This window comes from Peribacillus simplex (assembly GCF_001578185.1).
Lineage (GTDB): Bacteria > Bacillota > Bacilli > Bacillales > DSM-1321 > Peribacillus > Peribacillus simplex_A.
In genome coordinates this window covers 2,438,599-2,456,234 of the sequence record NZ_CP011008.1, presented here as the reverse complement: position 1 = coordinate 2,456,234, position 17,636 = coordinate 2,438,599, and the positions used below count along the sequence as shown (strand labels likewise).

Genomic DNA, 17,636 nt, shown 5'->3' with positions numbered 1-17,636 from the left:
AACTCCTAATTTATTTAGGGATTTCAGATTGAAATAAATCGTCCCCAGTATGACAACAGAATTAACAAAAATAAGATAGCAGAAATAACAAACACTTTTTTACTGTTATTTTCACCTTCTTCTTTCTTTTGCATCATTTTCCTTCTATATTTCATTTGTACCTTTTTCTTTTTATCATCTAATTTCATATTGCAGGTAGACTCCTTAACGAAGATAATTAAGTTAATTTTACCATAAAAAACCACTTCGTTATGGAACTATCCTGCCAAAAAAAGCTGCATTAAAGACAGCTCCGATCTTCAGCTAGTCGAGTAGAAGGGAACCTTTCTACCTTACGGTAGATTGTGTTCCTGCCCCCCTCACAGAACCGTGCTTGCGCTATTCACGCACACGGCTCCTCCTAGTTACCATTCACAAAATGTAGCTAATCTCTCAGATTCAGATTTTGCTAATTCTGCTATCCTTAGTAGTTTTGTTTCCATTTATCCCTACCTCTGAGTGTAGTAAATGTTTCCCTAGTAAGGACGATAACTGGTAGCTAGCCTTTCCTCCATCGGCATTACCCAACTTCATTGGTACTACGCTGCTATCCGACTCCCTACACAGCATTTGGTTTCCTTGCTTTTTATCGCTTGTACACCATACTCTTCTAACAAGAAAAGACCGATAGGGTCTCCCGAGTTGCCGTATCATATCGATGTGTAACGTGCCAAGGTCTCTGACTCCAAAGAGGTTTTATCCATCTTGCCCATAACGAAGGATAAAATGTAGCTTTCTGCTGTGCGTAAAGCATCAGCCCTCTCGATTTACTAACATTATGGAGCTCAATCCCTTCAACCATTTGGCTTTCGGCCCGCCACCTAACTGTCTACGCTTAAAGACTAACGTTACCATTAGCCCTCCAAGACTCGCTACGAGCGAATGGCTAGTTCTTACTCGACGGGAATCCCACCCGCTATATGATACGACCTAGGCTCGGCCGCACACGCACCCGTTAGTTCTATAAGAAAAGCTAACCTTATTCAAGAATCGCGCCCGTTTGTGAAATTGGCAAAGGCAGTCTAATTATCGAATAGCCCTCTTCCTCTCAGATTTCCGGAAACAGGCTCCTTTCCTATTTCACGTGCCCATATAGATAACTGGCCAATATGGTGAATTTCGTGAACAATGACATGACGTATGATCTCTCCGTGTGTACATTCAATGACTCGGCGCCTGATTGGTGCGTCTCTAGAGCTAATCGGTTCTTCATTGAAATCAGTTTCTGAAAGTTTCCGAGATTCCATTTCATTTGTCAAAGATGTCACAAATGGCTTCACTTTCTCATGGTATTGAGCTGAAAGATTTTTCACTTTTTGTAAGCTAGCATAATCCTCAAACAATGGCTCCTCAGGCACTGGTTCACCTCGCAAACCTAAGATCCACATATATTCCACATCTACAATGTGAAATAGGGTATGTAGGATACTGCCGAACCCACCGACCCGTTTCTTTAATAGTTCTTCATCCGGTATGTCTTCGCACAATGTAAACCAATCATCACGAACTTGCCAGTTATATTGAAACAGTTTCAACATAACAACAACCTCCATCTTTTATAGATTTAATATGTAATTTTCACCAAAAGACTTCAAAATCCTTTTTTAAATTATCCTGTTAAAATCCTCCACAAACTGGCCCAATTGTTGAATAAAGATTAAACAGAACTAACCTGCCCCGATAGTTCCATAAAGAAAGAGCTGCCATAATGACAGCTCTGATCTTCAGCTAATGCACCCGTTAGTTTAAGTAGGTTTCTTCACAAACTTTTTAGTATTTCAGTTAATACAGGAATACTGCCCCGTTTCAAGATAAGAAAAGGCTATGTTATAGTTCTTGGTTGATTTTGATTAATCATAATCGTTTATGATATCAAACACCGCATTCTAAGGTGAAAAACTAAAGCATTATCCCCTTTTGTTCAAAAAGAAGGGATTTTTACTATCATTGAATTAAGATATTCCCTACATATTGGGCAGTACCTCTTGAACTTGTGAATACAACTTCTAAAACATACCACCCTTTTTTATTGGGGATTTGAAATTCCCTATTTTCATGCAATTCGAGTTCAATTCGTTGTTCATCTTTCAGTAGGGCAACTGTTATTTTTGGGTCTGTCCAAATATCTCCACCATTTCTTGCGTTCTCTTGAAAATCTAAGGAAACTTTTTCGTTAGCAGTAACCTTCATTTTTTCTTGTGATAATCCGAATTCTTGAATATCATCTATTTTTTGATCTACATCTCCACTTGATGAACTCCAACTGACATTTCCTTCTGCTAATTGCACAGATGTAGCAAGGTCTTCTGAATATAAATGAGCAGTTGGAACACCAACATCATAATCTTCTCCTATACATCCTGTTAATATAAAAATTAAAAACATTCCTATAAATAATCTAAAAAAGCCTTTCATTTCATACCTCCTATTTTTCACCCTTTCTAATTTCAATCCAATTATACATCAATAATCCATATTATCCCATTTTGCTATTTATCATTTTTTTACTTAATAAACTAAACTGCCCCTTTAGTTGAATAAGAAAAATCAAAAGCATTGCTTAACAGAGTCTTTTTAAAGAAGTAACAATCAAAAAAAGTTCGTAAAGTGTACTGTTATGAACAGTGTTTATCGACTGTAAAAAGCAATCTACTCCCATTCAAATCACTATTCACTTGGGGTACTAGGGGCAGTTCTAACGCAAAATAACCCCTGCCCAACTTTTTAAGGCTGGTAACAGAGGCAATTGCAGTAAAACCATTTAGGTGTTTCGAATTATAGTATTACCCCAAACATGATTTGCGTATCCAAAGAGATTTAGCGTATCTTGATACCAAGTTGCTATTCAAATGGGCAGGAAATTGGGAAAATAAATGTTTATGTATTCGTTTATGTTTAAGATCCAACGCTATGTTCTACTGCATAATCCCAACTAGGAAAATAATACAATGCATTTTTCATTAACTCCGGATCTGACTTCTTTACCTCTTTCTTCCGAGGTGGCTTCCCTTCTTTTTCTACTAATTCAGAAATTTGATTCACGACTTCTTCAACACTCATATTTACTTCCATTTGTTACCTCCTTCTTGTCTTAACTATATATTTTCCCGATTTATGAAAATTAATACAAGTGTACTTTAGCTAACCTGCCCCTTTAGTTCCATAAAGAAAAAACTGCCTTAAAGGACAGTTTTTATCTTAAGCTAACGCACCTGTTTTTTCAGAAAATTGTCCTTATAAATGGATCAGGCTTATTCAGCTATGCCTTTAGAGCATTTTACAATATAAGAATACCCCCGCAGGTTTTAGGTTGATACAAGGGGCATGGGAAGTGTATTAAGCCCACCTGAATGTGTTTCTCACCTTGTAACTTACCAGGATAACAAGGATACCCCTGCACCAAACATCTGGTACAAGGGAACAGTTTAGGTGTACCTATACTTTGTCACTGAACGGGATTATTATTCAAAAAAATAATAACCCCTGCAACCAACCTTGGGAATTAGGCGGGGAACAGAGGTCATTGGGCTTTTATAAACTAAAGATGATCGTCTATATGTATACTGCCCTGATGAATAATCTGGTATTCATTGGACAAAGTTAACCCCCGTATCAAATTTTCAGGCTTGATACAGGGGTGATGGAAAGGTCATTATAATATGCCACCATACAGTATTTATGTTCTCTATCTATGGTCCAAAACAAACGAAAGCCCCCGAGAGTACAAGGGGGTGGTACTATAGCAACCCCTGTTAATGAACTATAGCACTCGTTACTTTAAGTACAATATTTCACAAACTTTCGCATTAATGTATTAATGAAATACCCCCATAATCACAAGACCAATAAGGATAGCTGCAAGTGATAATATTAAAGCAAGTCCTGCTAATTCACCACCTGTACCGAAAAAGGTATCAAGTATTCCTAAAACTAAAAAGATCACTTTTTTTGATGTTTTAGACTCATCTGCCTTAAATTCTTTATAACCATAAACCAATAGCGATATAAAAGAAACAATACCTATTAAAAAGAGAATGAACCCACCGAACACTACCATGAAAATTTTTCCTTTCGATGCCATTTTGTTGTGAAGCTAAAGCACCCGTTAGTTCTATAAGAAAAGCACAGTTATTTGTATACCTATTTCACATAATCAGATAAGAACACTAAATTATTTTGTTTCTATGCATTACCTTATTTACATTATGCCTTACGGTATTATGACCGGCTTTAGTACCTTTACCAATAGCTAAAAGCATAACATCTAAATACCTATCAGAAATATTTAAGATTGCTTTTAATTTCTTAGAATCATAGCCTGACATAGTAATTGTTTCAAAACCTGCTTCATTTGCTAACAAAATTAATGACATTGACGCAAGACTTACATCTCTAGTTAATTCTAACTTTAGATCTTCATTTGATTTATTTTCATAATATTTTATTGCAGCATTCGCTAGATAATCCCTTAGCGATTCATCAAAAAAACCTGCTTGAAAGCCTTCTTCATGTATCTTAATAATATTATCTTTATCAAATGCTTGATAATCACCCAACATAACAATTAAAGTTGAAGCTTCTACCACTTGTTGTTGATTAAAAGCTATAGGTAGCAATAAATTTTTTAAGTCTGGTTCATCAATAATTAAGTATCGAGTTGCTTGAATATTATTTCCATTAGGTGACTTACTTGCACTTTCAATTAATGAGGTTAGAATTTCTGAACTTATTTTATAACTTGGATCATAATGTCTAACTGATCGTCTTTTTTCCAAGATATTTTTTACACTCATTTTATCAACTCCGAAATTTTTATTTATTGCTCCTTTAATTATAGTAAGCAATAATAAATTAGAAAATAACGCACAAAAATGTGGTATAGCCACTTTTATGTGCCTATTCAGGAGGGACAGCACATGGTTAACTATAATACTGGAATCAACATTTTTATGAACATTTCAGGTGGAAAATGGAAATGTTTAATACTCTTTTTCTTGAGCCAAAAATCAGTAAGGACAAAAGAGTTTTACGAATTAATACCTGGAATTACACAAAAAGTCTTAACAGATCAATTGAAACAATTAGAAAGAGATGGACTTGTACGAAGAGAAATATTTAAAGAGGTACCACCAAAAGTAGAATACAGTTTAACTGATCTAGGAAGATCATTTGTACCAGTATTAAACACAATGTGTGAATGGGGTAATAAGTATGCAATCTTAAAAGGTATAGATAAAGATCCACAAATTTATTGTGATCATAATTAAACCTAAATTCACATTTTTGACTTCTGAAGAAGCCTGGCGGAAAAAAGTAAGGTTCAATGCAACCTCTTATTCAATATAATGGCCCAATTGTTGAATAAAGATCAAACAGCTCTTCAACTATCCTGCCCCTTTAGTTCAATAAGGCCTATTGTAGACCTGACACATATTTTGACGTAAAAAGAGTAATTTTACTATCTGGTTTTTTTCTTGTTTTTATCCCGAAAATAAGAAATAAGTGCGTCACCTATAGTAACCAATATATCAAAAAACTCTAGGAATAGATTTAACAATTAACCAGCTCCTTTTAGGTTGATACTTGGGTGTTTAATTATGGCTAATTTTTAATAAATCTTTATACAATTTTATGGATTTGAGGTTGTTGTTATGAAGATTTGCAGTAGGGTATTTTGGGTTTAATGAACAGTTTAAATACACTACGCTTGTTCAACTAACATGCCCCGTTAGTCGAAAAGGAAAAAAAGACCGCCGCAGCGATCCTAATCTTTAACTCTCACATCCGTCGGTTGAACATGGAAATGAAAGGTTCTCCTAATAGAAAAACGATGATCAATCAACCTTATTAGTTTCTCATTCTTACTGCATAAGGATAAATTGGATCCTTTAATTGAAATTCATACGTAAGACCATCGACAACTCCAACTACTTTTTCGCTATCGTAAAGATCAAGCATAAATCCAGCCATTTCTTTAGCTGTATGGTATTTCGGAAGAAGCCCTTCGAATTTAACATCTTCCTTCAAGTCATTCGATACTTTTGCAAATTCAGTTTCAGTTGCAGCAGGAGCTAATACTTTTGCTTGCATGCTTGCACCTTGTTCTTTTAATTCATGTGCAAGGCCTTCAGTAAAGGCACTTACATAGAATTTAGAAGCACAATATGTGATTGCATTTCCAATAATCGTGTAACCTCCACCTGATGAAACGTTAATTAATTGCGTTCCTTCAACAGTTGAATAATCACGCACATAAAGAGAAGTTAAAATAGTTAAAGCTTCAATATTTAAATTTAGCATAGTCTCAATTTTAGTTAAATTTTGTTCTCCAACTGATGCGAAATTACCAAAGCCTGCATTATTAATCCAAGTCTCAATTTCGTATTCCTTTAAATCTTCAAATAATGTATACGCATTTTTCGTATTAGATAAATCAACTGTTTTTATAATGACATCTAATTCAGCATTTACTTTCGCGATTTCTGATTTTAGTTTTTCGAGATCCTCAGTTCTACGTGCCACAATGACTAAATTTTTTCCACGAGCAGAAAAAGCAAGAGCTGTTTCATAACCAATCCCAGAACTTGCACCTGTAATAACTGTATATTTCTTCATTTCATTTCCTCCTACTATTTTGTTTATACTAATAAAAGTTGATTCTTTATATGATACGAATTTATTATATGGGTTAGAGTAAACTCTAAGTCAAACCTATTTTTACACTTGATTAGCATTGGCTAAGTATGGAGGTTTTTATGTATACAATTGGCGAAGTGGCACAACTTCTAGGAGTCAGCACACATAGATTACGTTACTATGAAAAAGAGAAAATCATTCTCCCAGATCGAAATGAACATGGAGATAGAATATATTCTGAATCACATCTTCAATGGCTAAAATTTGTTTTAAAGTTAAAAGAGACGCAAATGCCGATCACAAAAATAAAAGAATATGCCTACTTGTATACCGAAGGAGAACATACAGCAATAAATCGATTAAAACTGTTAGAAGATCATAAAAGTTCGATTGAAAACCAGTTAAAGACGCTGGCAGAAACAAATAAAATGTTAGAACATAAAATTAAATCATATAAAGAAATGATTCTGAAAAGAGATGAAGGAGTTACGAAAGCATAATATTATCTGAAAATGAAAGTGTTAAATAACGTAAACTCATAAAATCAAAAGGACCGCCATATTAGATACGTCTAATATGGGCGGTCCTTAATGGGGTAGGGTAGCATCAGGATTATGCGGATATACAACGTTAAGGCCAAAAACCTTGTATCAATAGGGTTTAATCTATTGGGGCGTAACCGATTTTACGTCAAATAAAGCTTGCTAGTGTCTCATATGACTTGTCTCAAAAGTCTTATCGTTGTAAATCCGCATTTTCGGGACGCTCCACCTTAATTAACTTGTTATTGAACTATCCTGCCCCGATAGTTGCATAAAGAAAAAGCTGCCTCAGCAACTTTCTTTATTGGAAGTAACTCAACCGATAGTAATAAAAAAGAGCTGTTTACTCAGCTCTTGTAAAGGTAATGCTTCTCTATTCGAAGCATTCCCCCTATTTTAATCACAACGTTTTTCTAAATGAATAGCACCATTTATCATAATCTAATTTCTCCTCATAAAAACGGTGAGCATTGTTTCGCTGAATTCCAGATTCTAATGCTACATATGCGGCTCCATTTTCTTTTGCCCAGTTATGTATATAACTTAATAATTTCTCTCCAAACCCAAATGAACGGTAAGCAGTATCTGTTACCAGATCATAAATAAAAACGTGACGTTTATTATAAAAGTTAACTCTCCAACTTAAACCAGCTAAAGATACAATCCGGTTATCCTTATATAAAGCATACAAAGAATACCCATCTTTCCTCATTTCTTCAAGTAACTCCAGATATGTCTTTTGAGTTAACTCAGTACGTAACTGATTCATAATTGGAAAGGCTTCTAACCATTGTTCTTTATCTGTTAATTCTTGTATTGTTTCTACCGTAGAATTCACATTAACACTCCTAAAAAGTTTTATTAAAATTAAATTCAACTTTGAACCCCGTAATTCCTTCTTCAACTAAACTGCCCCTTTAGTTGCATAACAAAAGGGTTGCTTCAGCAACCTCCCTTATTGAAGTATTTAATCCATCAATCTATAAAACAAAAAAAGATTAGCTCATAGCTAATCTTTTTTGTTCTTAATGATAAATTCTCCTAATTTTACTAATAAATGTAATGTGTAAATAATCATTAAGGCTCTGGCTACTACAAAACCATCTATAGCTAAGTCATATCCACCTCGTAATAAGGCTGAATCCGAAAACCAAAAATAAATTGATATTGCCAGAGGTATTAAGAGAAAAATCAAAGCTAGTTGAGTTTTTTTATCCATAAGATCCCGCCTTATTATATGCATTTTACAAATAATAGCATTATTTCCGGAAAGAAAAAACCAAAAAAGTGGAAATTACTTACCACTTAAATGGCTCTGTAAGGCATTTTAGTGAGAGGTAATATAAATACGTCAGAGGATATAATTCTGCCCACCAATGCACATCGTTTTAGCATTTTACGATAGGTCTTATAATAGCACTCCTTATGGAACTACCCTGCCCCGTTAGCTTAATAACAAAAAGGCTACATTGCCTGCTCCTAATATATTCATTCAGGTTCAACAGTAAAGTTTTTTACTGGCTTCACTATGACTTCTTCAATTGTAAAATTAGGAGAATCATATTTAAGATATATATGTCCTTTCCTTACGTATTCCTCAGCTTCCTCAATGGTTTTAAAGCGTTTAGCATAACCATCACCAGAGCACCTGTCCGGATAGCCTGTTGAACGTAAATCTTCATAAATATAGTATTTGAATTTATTTAAGTAATTGGACACTATGTACATTAAAAATCCTCCTTAAATTCCGCGATTTATTTACCATAAAAACCAAATTTCTTTCTTCAACTATCCTGCCCCGATAGTTCCATAAGGGGTCTTGCCGCATGCCCATTTGTTAAAATTTCTTTATAACCTAAAACGAAAAAAGCTATCTTCAGCAGCATTTACACCAAAGAATAGCTTATTTTTTCGTTATGGGTATAATCCTTTTTCTTAGCTTGATGGCGATAGGCGGTACCCCAATAAACAGACAAATTCGTCTGAAAATTTCTTTAATTTTTGGTTTAAAATAGGAATAATGTAAGATAAATCTATTTTTCTTGTATGATAAAGTAGAATAGTAGGAAAATGAATCGAAGGATGTGGTATTATTTGAAGTTAACTGTTAAAAAAATGTCGTTTGTTGTTTTTATTTGTTTCATGTTTTTTATACCAAATTCAATCTTTGCTCAAGAAATTTTACACAATGGAAGTCAAGGACAAGCAGTTTATGACTTACAAGAAAATTTAAAGAAAATGGGTTACTTTAATAGGCAACCAACAGGGTATTATGGTGCAATTACTGATCATGCAGTTAAACAACTTCAACTAGATTCTGGAATATTACCAGATGGAGTTTTTGGATTCCAAACACAACAAAAATTAAATAGTATTGAAATGATGGCCAGGGTTGTTTATGGAGAAGCTCGAGGAGAAACTTATGAAGGAAAAGTAGCTGTCGCTGCAGTAATTTTGAACCGAATGTCAACGCCAGGTTTTCCTAAAAATACTTACGATGTTATTTTCCAGACAAATGCTTTTACAGCTGTACATGATGGGCAATATTATTTGACCCCAAATAGCTATTCATATCGAGCTGTTATTGATGCATTACAAGGTTGGGATCCTACTCATGGTTCTGTTTATTATTATAATCCGTTCTCGGCAACAGATGAATGGATTTTCACAAGGGAAACAGTCATTAGAATAGGCAACCACTTATTTGCAAAGTAAAACTATACATATTGAGGAATGATATTTTTATAGTTTCGTATTATAAATATCCCATTAACTATATCGTGGGGTATAGTTGAAAGGTCGGGCAGTATTTGCCCGACCTTTTTGGCGGCACCCCCATAAGAAAAAACTGCCTTAAAGACAGCTCCGATCTTCAGCTAGTCGAGTAGAAGGGAACCTCTCTACCTTACGGTAGATTGTGTTCCTGCCCCCCTCACAGAACCGTGCTTGCGCTATTCACGCACACGGCTCCTCCTAGTTACCATTCACAAAATGTAGCTAATCTCTCAGATTCAGATTTTGCTAATTCTGCTATCCTTAGTAGTTTTGTTTCCATTTATCCCTACCTCTGAGTGTAGTAAATGTTTCCCTAGTAAGGGTGATAACTGGTAGCTAGCCTTTCCTCCATCGGCATTACCCAACTTCATTGGTACTACGCTGCTATCCGACTCCCTACACAGCATTTGGTTTCCTTGCTTTTTATCGCTTGTACACCATACTCTTCTAATAAGAAAAGACCGATAGGGTCTCCCGAGTTGCCGTATCATATCGATGTGTAACGTGCCAAGGTCTCTGACTCCAGAGAGGTTTTATCCATCTTGCCCTTAACGAAGGATAAAATGTAGCTTTCTGCTGTGCGTAAAGCATCAGCCCTCTCGATTTACTAACTTTATGGAGCTCAATCCCTTCAACCATTTGGCTTTCGGCCCGCCACCTAACTGTCTACGCTTAAAGACTAAAGTTACCTTTAGCCCTCCAAGACTCGCTACGAGCGAATGGCTAGTTCTTACTCGACGGGAATCCCACCCGCTATATGATACGACCTAGGCTCGGCCGCACACGCACCCGTTAGTTTAAGTACAATCATTCACAATCTTGCTATCCTGGCCCGTTTGTGCCATAAGAAACAGCTGCCTTAAAGACAACTCTGATCGTCAGCTAAAGCACCTGTTTGTTAAAAAAAATTTATATTTTAGTTCCTTTATCGTTATCAAACAAACTTGAATTCCCAGAGTTTAAATTTTGTAATATTTCGATCTGAAATTTATCGGCTATTTTAAGCGTAAATTTATAAATGAAGTATCCAAGAATAACACCTAATACATTACAAATTACGTCATCAATATCAACTGTTCTTCCCCGACCACCTGCTATTAGTTCAATAAATTGTATAGATTCTATACTAATTGATATAACAAATCCGAATAGTACAATATTTTTAAAACCCTTAAATTTATTCCATATTATCGGTGATAATACACCCAAAGGCATCAATAATAATATATTTCCACCCACATTTCTAATAATTAGACTAATCATAAACACGGTATCACCATCATATGCAATACCTATTTGTTTAATATCGTTTATAATTCCAACAAATGGAATGAGATTTAAGCCAAACTTAATATTTTGCATATTAAAATCAATCCATAAAGCTAACGGAAACAGTGTAACGGAAACAACCATAAGTATGTATAAAACAAAAAGAAAATTAATAACTTCCCTTAACCAATATACTTGTTTTTGTTTTTTTAATTTAAACCCTATTAAAATACCTCTTCCAGCCAAATAACATATAACTCCAATTCCAATAAGTAAACTACCATTAATCAAATACACTCCATCAACCCTTCCTTCCAGCTCAAACAAACCCTTATTTTACCATAAAATATACCTTTGTTGGAATTTAATTCAGTTCGTTTATTATCACCAATAAAACCAAGATTTTATTGCGTTTCTTAATGAACTATCCTGTCCCTTTAGTTCTATAAGGCTTGAAGAGTTGACACAACCTGTGAAATTAAAAAGGCTGCCATAATGGCAGCGTTAGTTGGATATTCTTTCTTTTAAATACGATGTTAGTTTGTTCTCTATTGAGGTGACATTTGTGGTAAACAATATATATTCTTCTTTTGTAGTCTTAATTACGATTCTATCAGTAGTAGCATAAGGAGTACCTATTCTAATTGCACTTTTTTCTTCACCAGCATATGTTCCATCTCTTGTTATAGAGACAATTTCGGATACAGGTATTGTTACTGTAGATAGTTGCCATTTAATAATTAGATTCTCATCTATTTTATCAATATTTATTCCTAACATGAAAATACCCCCTTTATGTAATCCTAATTTTAACATAAAGTTCAAATTATCATAAAAAATATCATAAAAGTATATTTTTGGTTTTTAACAGTAAATTTAGTGAATTGTACAAAATACACTAAGCTTATAGAACTATCCTGCCCCGTTAGTGCCATAAGAAAAAGAGCTGCCGCAGCAACCCCTATAAAGCACCTGTTAGGTGATTAAATCTTGTAATACGGCAATTTTCAAAAACGGTTTCATATTTCCTGAATGTTCTTTTTGCTACCCTGCCCAGGAGAGAGAGTGCACTTTTCTTCAATCGCCCCCGATTGCGAAAGAAAACAAAGGCAAAGTTAATAAGGGCTATATTTATTAAAGGATATATATAAGAGGATGCCTGCAAATATCATCATAATGATTCCCATAATTAAACCTATTATTGCTAAAGGTTTCTTCTCATTCTTTTTAAGTAAAGCTATAACACTCAAAATAATCGTTAATATGATGCCAATATATTGCGTTAATCCGATACCAATATATTGCGTTACCATAAAGAATTTTGGATATATATTGGCTAAAATGGGATGTAAAATCACGAATACTCCTAATCCAAATGAAGTAAAGCTTATCCAAGAATACTTTTTATCTTTCATATTTCAATCCCCTGCATTTCTAAAATGAATTATCAAAATATTAATCCCTTATTAAACAATCCTGCCCGTTACTTGAATAAGTTTTTTCCTTTTGTCTTTATAATTTTGTTTGAAAATAAGAAAACAAGCCACCAAACCAATAAAAATAAATAACCCACAACTACATAAAGAGACCAAATCGCACCTTGTTGTAATTGACTAAATAAATGCTCAAACTCATTTAGTCCTTCTCCTCTTCCAATACTATTTAACAAACTCATTATCGGAACAGTAATCACAAAAATTATGGAAATAAAGGACATTCCTATATTCCTTTTTCGAATAAGACTAAATATTAATGCTCCTAATGTAATAAACAAAAATAAGTAATATATTATCCAAAACCACCCTGGAAGACTTACCGTACTCATTTCCCCACCTCCTGTAATTCATATAAACGACTTAAACTCTCTTCTTTATCAAAAGAACTATGCCAACGATAATCATATTGATCCAATATACGGTAATGGTTACTAATCAAATTTTGTTGCAAACGAAAATCCCCCCTATACTCGATTTCTTTCCACCATATCTTACCACCCATTGTTTTTTCTTTAGGTGTACCACCATTTTTTCTTGCAATTAACTGAACAAAATCAACTGGATTGTCACCAATTGTTGATATCAACAATTGGCTATGATTAAACAAAGCACAAAATGCAACAACGGTGGTCCAATTGGCTTCTGTTCTTCTTTTTTCAATTTGAACTAGTGTTTTTTTTGAAATCCCTAGAATTTCAGACATCTTATCTTGAGAAAAACTTTGTTCTGTTCGGACAAGTTTCATTTTTTCTGATATTAAATTGATGAATTCTTCTTTTTCCATATATACTAAATACTCCCTTTTAGTGTAATTTTACACTAAAATTATTATTTTTCAACGAAAAATACCCTTTTTGAATAAAAAGCAACTTTAAAACACAAAATCGAGTAGGAGGAGGCGCCTAGCCTCCGACCTCTCACACCACCGTACGTACCGTTCGGTATACGGCGGTTCAGTTTAAGTCTGACGTAGTTTTGTATATCGTTCATATAGATTTACTAACCCATGATGGAGCCAATAAACATTATTAAGGGTTTTGTCTAGAATAGGACTATGCGCTATGCGCCAATAACCCTTTCTGCTATTTCCCCATTCATATGCTTTTCCAAATGGGACGCCTAATCCTTTGAGTTTCCTCACCCTCGTTCTTGGTAATTTCCATTGCTTCCATAGGCACATTCTGAGTCTTCTTCGAATCCATGAATCTAAATTCTTCAATACGTTCGGAGTATCAATGAGGGCGAAATACCCCATCCAACCTCTAAGGTATTGCTTTAACTTATTTATTCGGAGTTCCATGGGTATCGGTAATTTTCTCGAGGTCATTTCCCTGATTCGTTTCTTTACCCTCTTCACCGTTTGTTTAGCCAGTAGAACCTTCGGGTTCTTCTTTGACTTCGTGAAACTAAAACCGAGAAACGTTCTGTTCCAAGGGCGATCATACTTCGACTTCTCGTAGTTGACCTTTAGCTTCAGTTTATTTTCAATGAAGCTTGAGATATTTCCCATTGCACGTTTGGCGGCTTTTCGTGTCTTCACAAAGATAGTACTGTCATCCGCATACCTTACGAATCGAAGATTGCGTTTCTCTAGTTCTTTATCTAAATCGTCTAACATGATATTAGATAATAAAGGACTTAACGGACCTCCTTGCGGAGTTCCCTCCTCACTTTTATGAAAAAGTCCGCCTATCATAATGCCTGCTTGAAGGAATTTACGAATCAGTTTAAGAACTCGTTTATCTTCAATTTTCCGCTCTAACATTCCCATGAGCTTGTCATGATTCACTTTATCGAAGAACTTCTCCAAATCCATATCCACTACCCATGTATAACCTTCGGTTATATAGGACTTTGCCTTTCGAACCGCCTGGTGCCCTTGTTTGTTAGGGCGAAATCCATAGCTATTCTCCGAAAAGGTTGAGTCATATATCTTGGTCAATATTTGGGCAATGGCTTGTTGAATGAAACGGTCTAGAACGGTTGGAATACCCAAAAGCCGAACTCCGCCGTTTGGTTTCGGGATTTCGATACGACGGACGGGCTTCGGTTGATAGGTACCCTGTAAAAGGGCAGTTTTCATGTTGTACCATTCGGTTACGAGGTGCGGTCTCAGGTTTTGGACCCGCATTCCATCTACACCATGGCTTCCCTTATTTCTTTCTACACGCTTCAATGCCTGTATTAAGTTTTCCCTCTCTAGTATCTGTTCCATTAACATCGTTGATATCCTTTCTACGTGGATAAATGGTCTATTTGTGCCTTTATCTGCTCCACCCTTTTGAAGTTCCCCGTGTATTCACCACTTCTTCCTTCAAATAAGTTCCGTTAGGAATTGTTTGCTTCTTCACAGATAACGAACGCCTAGTATTCATCCTCCTTAATCTGTTCGGTCCTTCCTTGTCTTCTCGAGTAGACAAGTACTATGACCTCTGCTGACTTCTGATGATTCAGCTGTCCATCACTGGAAAGGTTACCAAGTGTACTTGGCTGTCATCAGACCTCCCCGGGTAAGAGTGCAATCTTTCCCTCCATCTATCTGCTTCATTTACTCTGTACCACCTTCGGCAGTAAGGACTTTGTTTTGTTTCGCAAACTCATCCAATGATACCTAGCCTTATATGAAGTTCGTGTTCCTCAGACCGGAGGTTTGCCGCTTGCTTCCTTCAGATTCCACGTCACCGTGGACACCCTTGCATTAAGCTAACCACTACTACTGCCTTCATGATTCGGGACTTCCACCCTATAGATTGCACCCATGCCGGGCGCACGAAAAAAGCAAGGAATAACCTTGCTCTAAATAATAAATTTGAAATGAGAATGTTTCTTAATTAACGCTTGTTGAACTAACATGCCCCGATAGTTGCATAAAGAAAAAAACTGCCTTAAAGACAGTCCCGATCTTAAACTAACGCACATGATATTTTACAAGTTCTAAATAGTGTTTTATCCATTAAGGGTTGAAACAGCAACAATGAATGAAAAGATTATTGCTAATATTGCATCTTGTCTCGTAGTTGTTCTTATCAGTGGCATCCAGCTAATCTTACCCATTAGGCTAACAAGTCTTGCAATAATAAAAAAGATAACAAAAAAACTAAAAAACGTTCCAATCATAATATCACCTTGCTTCATTTTTCTTTTATTGTAACATTCATCTTCAACTATCCTGCCCCTTTAGTTTAAGTAGAAACTTTCACAATCTCAATAGAGTAAAAACTATTGAGAAACATTCAAAGTACCTCTAAATTAGGCTTTATAATGTCTAATAAGACTTGTATCAAAATGCGTTGTAAATGCGCATTTTCCTGACTCTACCCTGACGATACCCCTATAAGTGTTGTTTTTTCCTTCTACCCATTGCCCTGTAAAATTATCACGAATATCTACAACAAATCTTCCAACTTTCATATTGTAAAATTTCGCTATTCCGTAAGTAGCTTTTAAATAAAGGTTAATCAAATATATCTCGAAAACCCAAATTTTACGATAAATAAAAAGAATCTATTTTGAAAAAAGATCGATCAAAATAGATTCTTATTCAGTATATTTAAGTTTGGTCTTTATAAAAAAGTTCAATCACTTTCAAAGTATCAGAGTTTATTCTCGACAACTATAACTCATATTAAAACAATAGAATGATATAGACAAAGCAAAAGAATAAACATAATGGACTATAGAACCAAGTATCGTATCTAGCAAACTGAGAATGTTTAATTTTTTTAAAAAATCCAACAAACTTAAAATCACCAATTGCCCTAATAATGAAAACTAAAGCACAAACAATACTTCCGATTTTAGAAAAACTATTTGCTTGGAACCCCTGCAAATAACCTCCTTGAACAACAATAATGAAACTAGCCATTAGAATAAGAATGGCTACGAATAATGTTCCCCATAATCTCGGAGTAAAAGCAGGTTTATGCTCTCCCTCTTTTACTGGGAGAACAGCGGCAGAACCCCATCGACCTCCAAAAGCCCAATAAATATGCAAAAAACTGATAAACCAAAGAAGCCCTACAGCTACTAATATTAATAGTAATTTCATTTATTCGCCCCCAATGTCGTAACTTCAAACAAAACATACACCACCGTATGTTATAGTGAAAATTTTGTCCCTTCAGGTTTTATAACCATATTAGGGACATTTATTATCGTTTATTAAAAGCTCAACCATTTTATCAATATCAAAATTAGGATTTGCTTCAAACCTTGTCATCCAACCTACATACGTTAAATAGGCAAGTCTCGCTCGATCAATTGATTCATTTTCGTCTATACCGATTTTTTGATACAATTTTGCAACACAAGAAATTCTTTGTTCTTCCATATCTACTAAACGTGCTGCCACAACAGGATCATATTTAGCCCAAGTATAAATGCCAATCTCCATTTTTTTATCTCGATTAAAACTAATCTGTAATAGCTGTTCTAATGAGGCATCCTGTTGCTCCATACTTTGAACAATCAGTTTTGTTGCATGTATTTCCCAATAGTCGAGCATAGAATCTAAAAGCTCTTGATGGTCACGAAAATAGTGATAGAAGCTCCCTTTGCTTATTTTTAGCAATCGAGCAAGTGCTTCAATGCGAACTTTATGTATTCCTTCATCAGCTAATTGTTGTAATCCTGCTTTTATCCAATCTTCCCTCGTTAATTGCATGTCATCTCTCCAGTAAAATACGGTAGCGTATGTTTTTCGTTAGATTACTACTATTCTCATTTTTTGTCAATTATTCATTCTAATTATTTTTATGAACTTTAATGTTGTTGTTGATCGTAATTGTAGCTTTGAAACAAAGTTTGATCAAATTAATACAAGAAACCCTGATAAATGAATAAATAGAAAGGGCATGTTTTGAAAAAAGATTGATCAAAA

Annotated in this window: 21 protein-coding genes; 3 read left to right on the top strand and 18 right to left on the bottom strand. The window is 34.9% G+C overall.

All coding sequences use genetic code 11. From position 1 onward, the window contains the following. Window positions 1-23 precede the first annotated feature (23 nt). The 6 genes from UP17_RS27545 to UP17_RS11435 form a co-directional block, all read right to left on the bottom strand. Window positions 24-188 (bottom strand): hypothetical protein, encoded by a 165-nt coding sequence (locus UP17_RS27545; RefSeq protein WP_155727301.1) that lies wholly within the window; start codon window positions 186-188, stop codon window positions 24-26. Between the two features lie 873 nt (window positions 189-1,061). Continuing rightward, complete coding sequence (locus tag UP17_RS11450) at window positions 1,062-1,577, bottom strand: DinB family protein (RefSeq protein ID WP_061463122.1); 516 nt, start codon at window positions 1,575-1,577, stop codon at window positions 1,062-1,064. Between the two features lie 406 nt (window positions 1,578-1,983). Next, window positions 1,984-2,454 (bottom strand): hypothetical protein, encoded by a 471-nt coding sequence (locus tag UP17_RS11445; RefSeq protein ID WP_061463121.1) that lies wholly within the window; start codon window positions 2,452-2,454, stop codon window positions 1,984-1,986. A gap of 480 nt (window positions 2,455-2,934) precedes the next feature. Further along, window positions 2,935-3,111, bottom strand: a complete 177-nt coding sequence (locus UP17_RS28295; RefSeq protein WP_167555982.1) for a hypothetical protein — start codon at window positions 3,109-3,111, stop codon at window positions 2,935-2,937. A gap of 742 nt (window positions 3,112-3,853) precedes the next feature. Then, window positions 3,854-4,096, bottom strand: a complete 243-nt coding sequence (locus UP17_RS11440; RefSeq protein ID WP_061463120.1) for a hypothetical protein — start codon at window positions 4,094-4,096, stop codon at window positions 3,854-3,856. 109 nt (window positions 4,097-4,205) lie between these two features. Further along, the gene (locus UP17_RS11435) at window positions 4,206-4,832 is read right to left on the bottom strand and encodes a nitroreductase family protein (protein WP_061463119.1); all 627 of its coding nucleotides are present in this window, start codon (window positions 4,830-4,832) and stop codon (window positions 4,206-4,208) included. Window positions 4,833-4,955: 123 nt separating this feature from the next. Here UP17_RS11435 and UP17_RS11430 point away from each other — a divergent pair, with 123 nt between their 5' ends. Further along, entirely contained in the window at window positions 4,956-5,306 is a 351-nt protein-coding gene (locus tag UP17_RS11430) for a winged helix-turn-helix transcriptional regulator (RefSeq protein ID WP_061463118.1), read from the top strand. 580 nt (window positions 5,307-5,886) lie between these two features. Here UP17_RS11430 and UP17_RS11425 read toward each other — a convergent pair. Then, window positions 5,887-6,654 carry an SDR family NAD(P)-dependent oxidoreductase gene (locus UP17_RS11425; protein WP_061463117.1) on the bottom strand — a complete coding sequence of 256 codons (768 nt, stop codon included), beginning with the start codon at window positions 6,652-6,654 and terminating at the stop codon, window positions 5,887-5,889. Window positions 6,655-6,794: 140 nt separating this feature from the next. Here UP17_RS11425 and UP17_RS11420 point away from each other — a divergent pair, with 140 nt between their 5' ends. Continuing rightward, window positions 6,795-7,175 (top strand): MerR family transcriptional regulator, encoded by a 381-nt coding sequence (locus UP17_RS11420; RefSeq protein WP_061463116.1) that lies wholly within the window; start codon window positions 6,795-6,797, stop codon window positions 7,173-7,175. Between the two features lie 442 nt (window positions 7,176-7,617). Here the strand turns inward: UP17_RS11420 and UP17_RS11415 are convergent, their stop codons facing one another. The 3 genes from UP17_RS11415 to UP17_RS11405 form a co-directional block, all read right to left on the bottom strand. After that, window positions 7,618-8,055: a GNAT family N-acetyltransferase gene (locus UP17_RS11415; protein WP_061466068.1), complete on the bottom strand. Its 438-nt coding sequence runs from the start codon at window positions 8,053-8,055 to the stop codon at window positions 7,618-7,620. Window positions 8,056-8,226: 171 nt separating this feature from the next. Further along, window positions 8,227-8,436: a hypothetical protein gene (locus UP17_RS11410; RefSeq protein ID WP_061463115.1), complete on the bottom strand. Its 210-nt coding sequence runs from the start codon at window positions 8,434-8,436 to the stop codon at window positions 8,227-8,229. A gap of 269 nt (window positions 8,437-8,705) precedes the next feature. Then, a complete protein-coding gene (locus UP17_RS11405) occupies window positions 8,706-8,945 on the bottom strand; it encodes a hypothetical protein (RefSeq protein ID WP_061463114.1) in 240 nt (79 codons plus the stop codon). A gap of 366 nt (window positions 8,946-9,311) precedes the next feature. Here UP17_RS11405 and UP17_RS11400 point away from each other — a divergent pair, with 366 nt between their 5' ends. Then, window positions 9,312-9,932, top strand: coding sequence for a cell wall hydrolase (locus UP17_RS11400; RefSeq protein WP_250211798.1), 621 nt, complete (start codon window positions 9,312-9,314; stop codon window positions 9,930-9,932). Window positions 9,933-10,901: 969 nt separating this feature from the next. Here UP17_RS11400 and UP17_RS11395 read toward each other — a convergent pair. The 8 genes from UP17_RS11395 to UP17_RS11360 form a co-directional block, all read right to left on the bottom strand. Then, window positions 10,902-11,558: a VanZ family protein gene (locus UP17_RS11395; RefSeq protein ID WP_061463113.1), complete on the bottom strand. Its 657-nt coding sequence runs from the start codon at window positions 11,556-11,558 to the stop codon at window positions 10,902-10,904. A gap of 207 nt (window positions 11,559-11,765) precedes the next feature. Next, window positions 11,766-12,041, bottom strand: a complete 276-nt coding sequence (locus UP17_RS11390; RefSeq protein WP_061463112.1) for a SunI/YnzG family protein — start codon at window positions 12,039-12,041, stop codon at window positions 11,766-11,768. Window positions 12,042-12,376: 335 nt separating this feature from the next. Further along, entirely contained in the window at window positions 12,377-12,676 is a 300-nt protein-coding gene (locus tag UP17_RS11385; protein ID WP_061463111.1) for a hypothetical protein, read from the bottom strand. Window positions 12,677-12,744: 68 nt separating this feature from the next. Then, complete coding sequence (locus tag UP17_RS11380) at window positions 12,745-13,086, bottom strand: hypothetical protein (RefSeq protein WP_061463110.1); 342 nt, start codon at window positions 13,084-13,086, stop codon at window positions 12,745-12,747. Further along, window positions 13,083-13,541 (bottom strand): helix-turn-helix transcriptional regulator, encoded by a 459-nt coding sequence (locus UP17_RS11375; protein WP_061463109.1) that lies wholly within the window; start codon window positions 13,539-13,541, stop codon window positions 13,083-13,085. The genes UP17_RS11380 and UP17_RS11375 overlap by 4 nt, the downstream gene beginning before the upstream one ends. Window positions 13,542-13,715: 174 nt before the next feature. Beyond that, window positions 13,716-14,978 carry a group II intron reverse transcriptase/maturase gene (ltrA, locus tag UP17_RS11370; protein ID WP_061461592.1) on the bottom strand — a complete coding sequence of 421 codons (1,263 nt, stop codon included), beginning with the start codon at window positions 14,976-14,978 and terminating at the stop codon, window positions 13,716-13,718. A gap of 1,404 nt (window positions 14,979-16,382) precedes the next feature. After that, the gene (locus UP17_RS11365; protein ID WP_061463108.1) at window positions 16,383-16,805 is read right to left on the bottom strand and encodes a DUF3995 domain-containing protein; all 423 of its coding nucleotides are present in this window, start codon (window positions 16,803-16,805) and stop codon (window positions 16,383-16,385) included. Between the two features lie 90 nt (window positions 16,806-16,895). Next, window positions 16,896-17,420 carry a TetR/AcrR family transcriptional regulator gene (locus UP17_RS11360; RefSeq protein WP_061463107.1) on the bottom strand — a complete coding sequence of 175 codons (525 nt, stop codon included), beginning with the start codon at window positions 17,418-17,420 and terminating at the stop codon, window positions 16,896-16,898. Window positions 17,421-17,636: the final 216 nt, after the last annotated feature.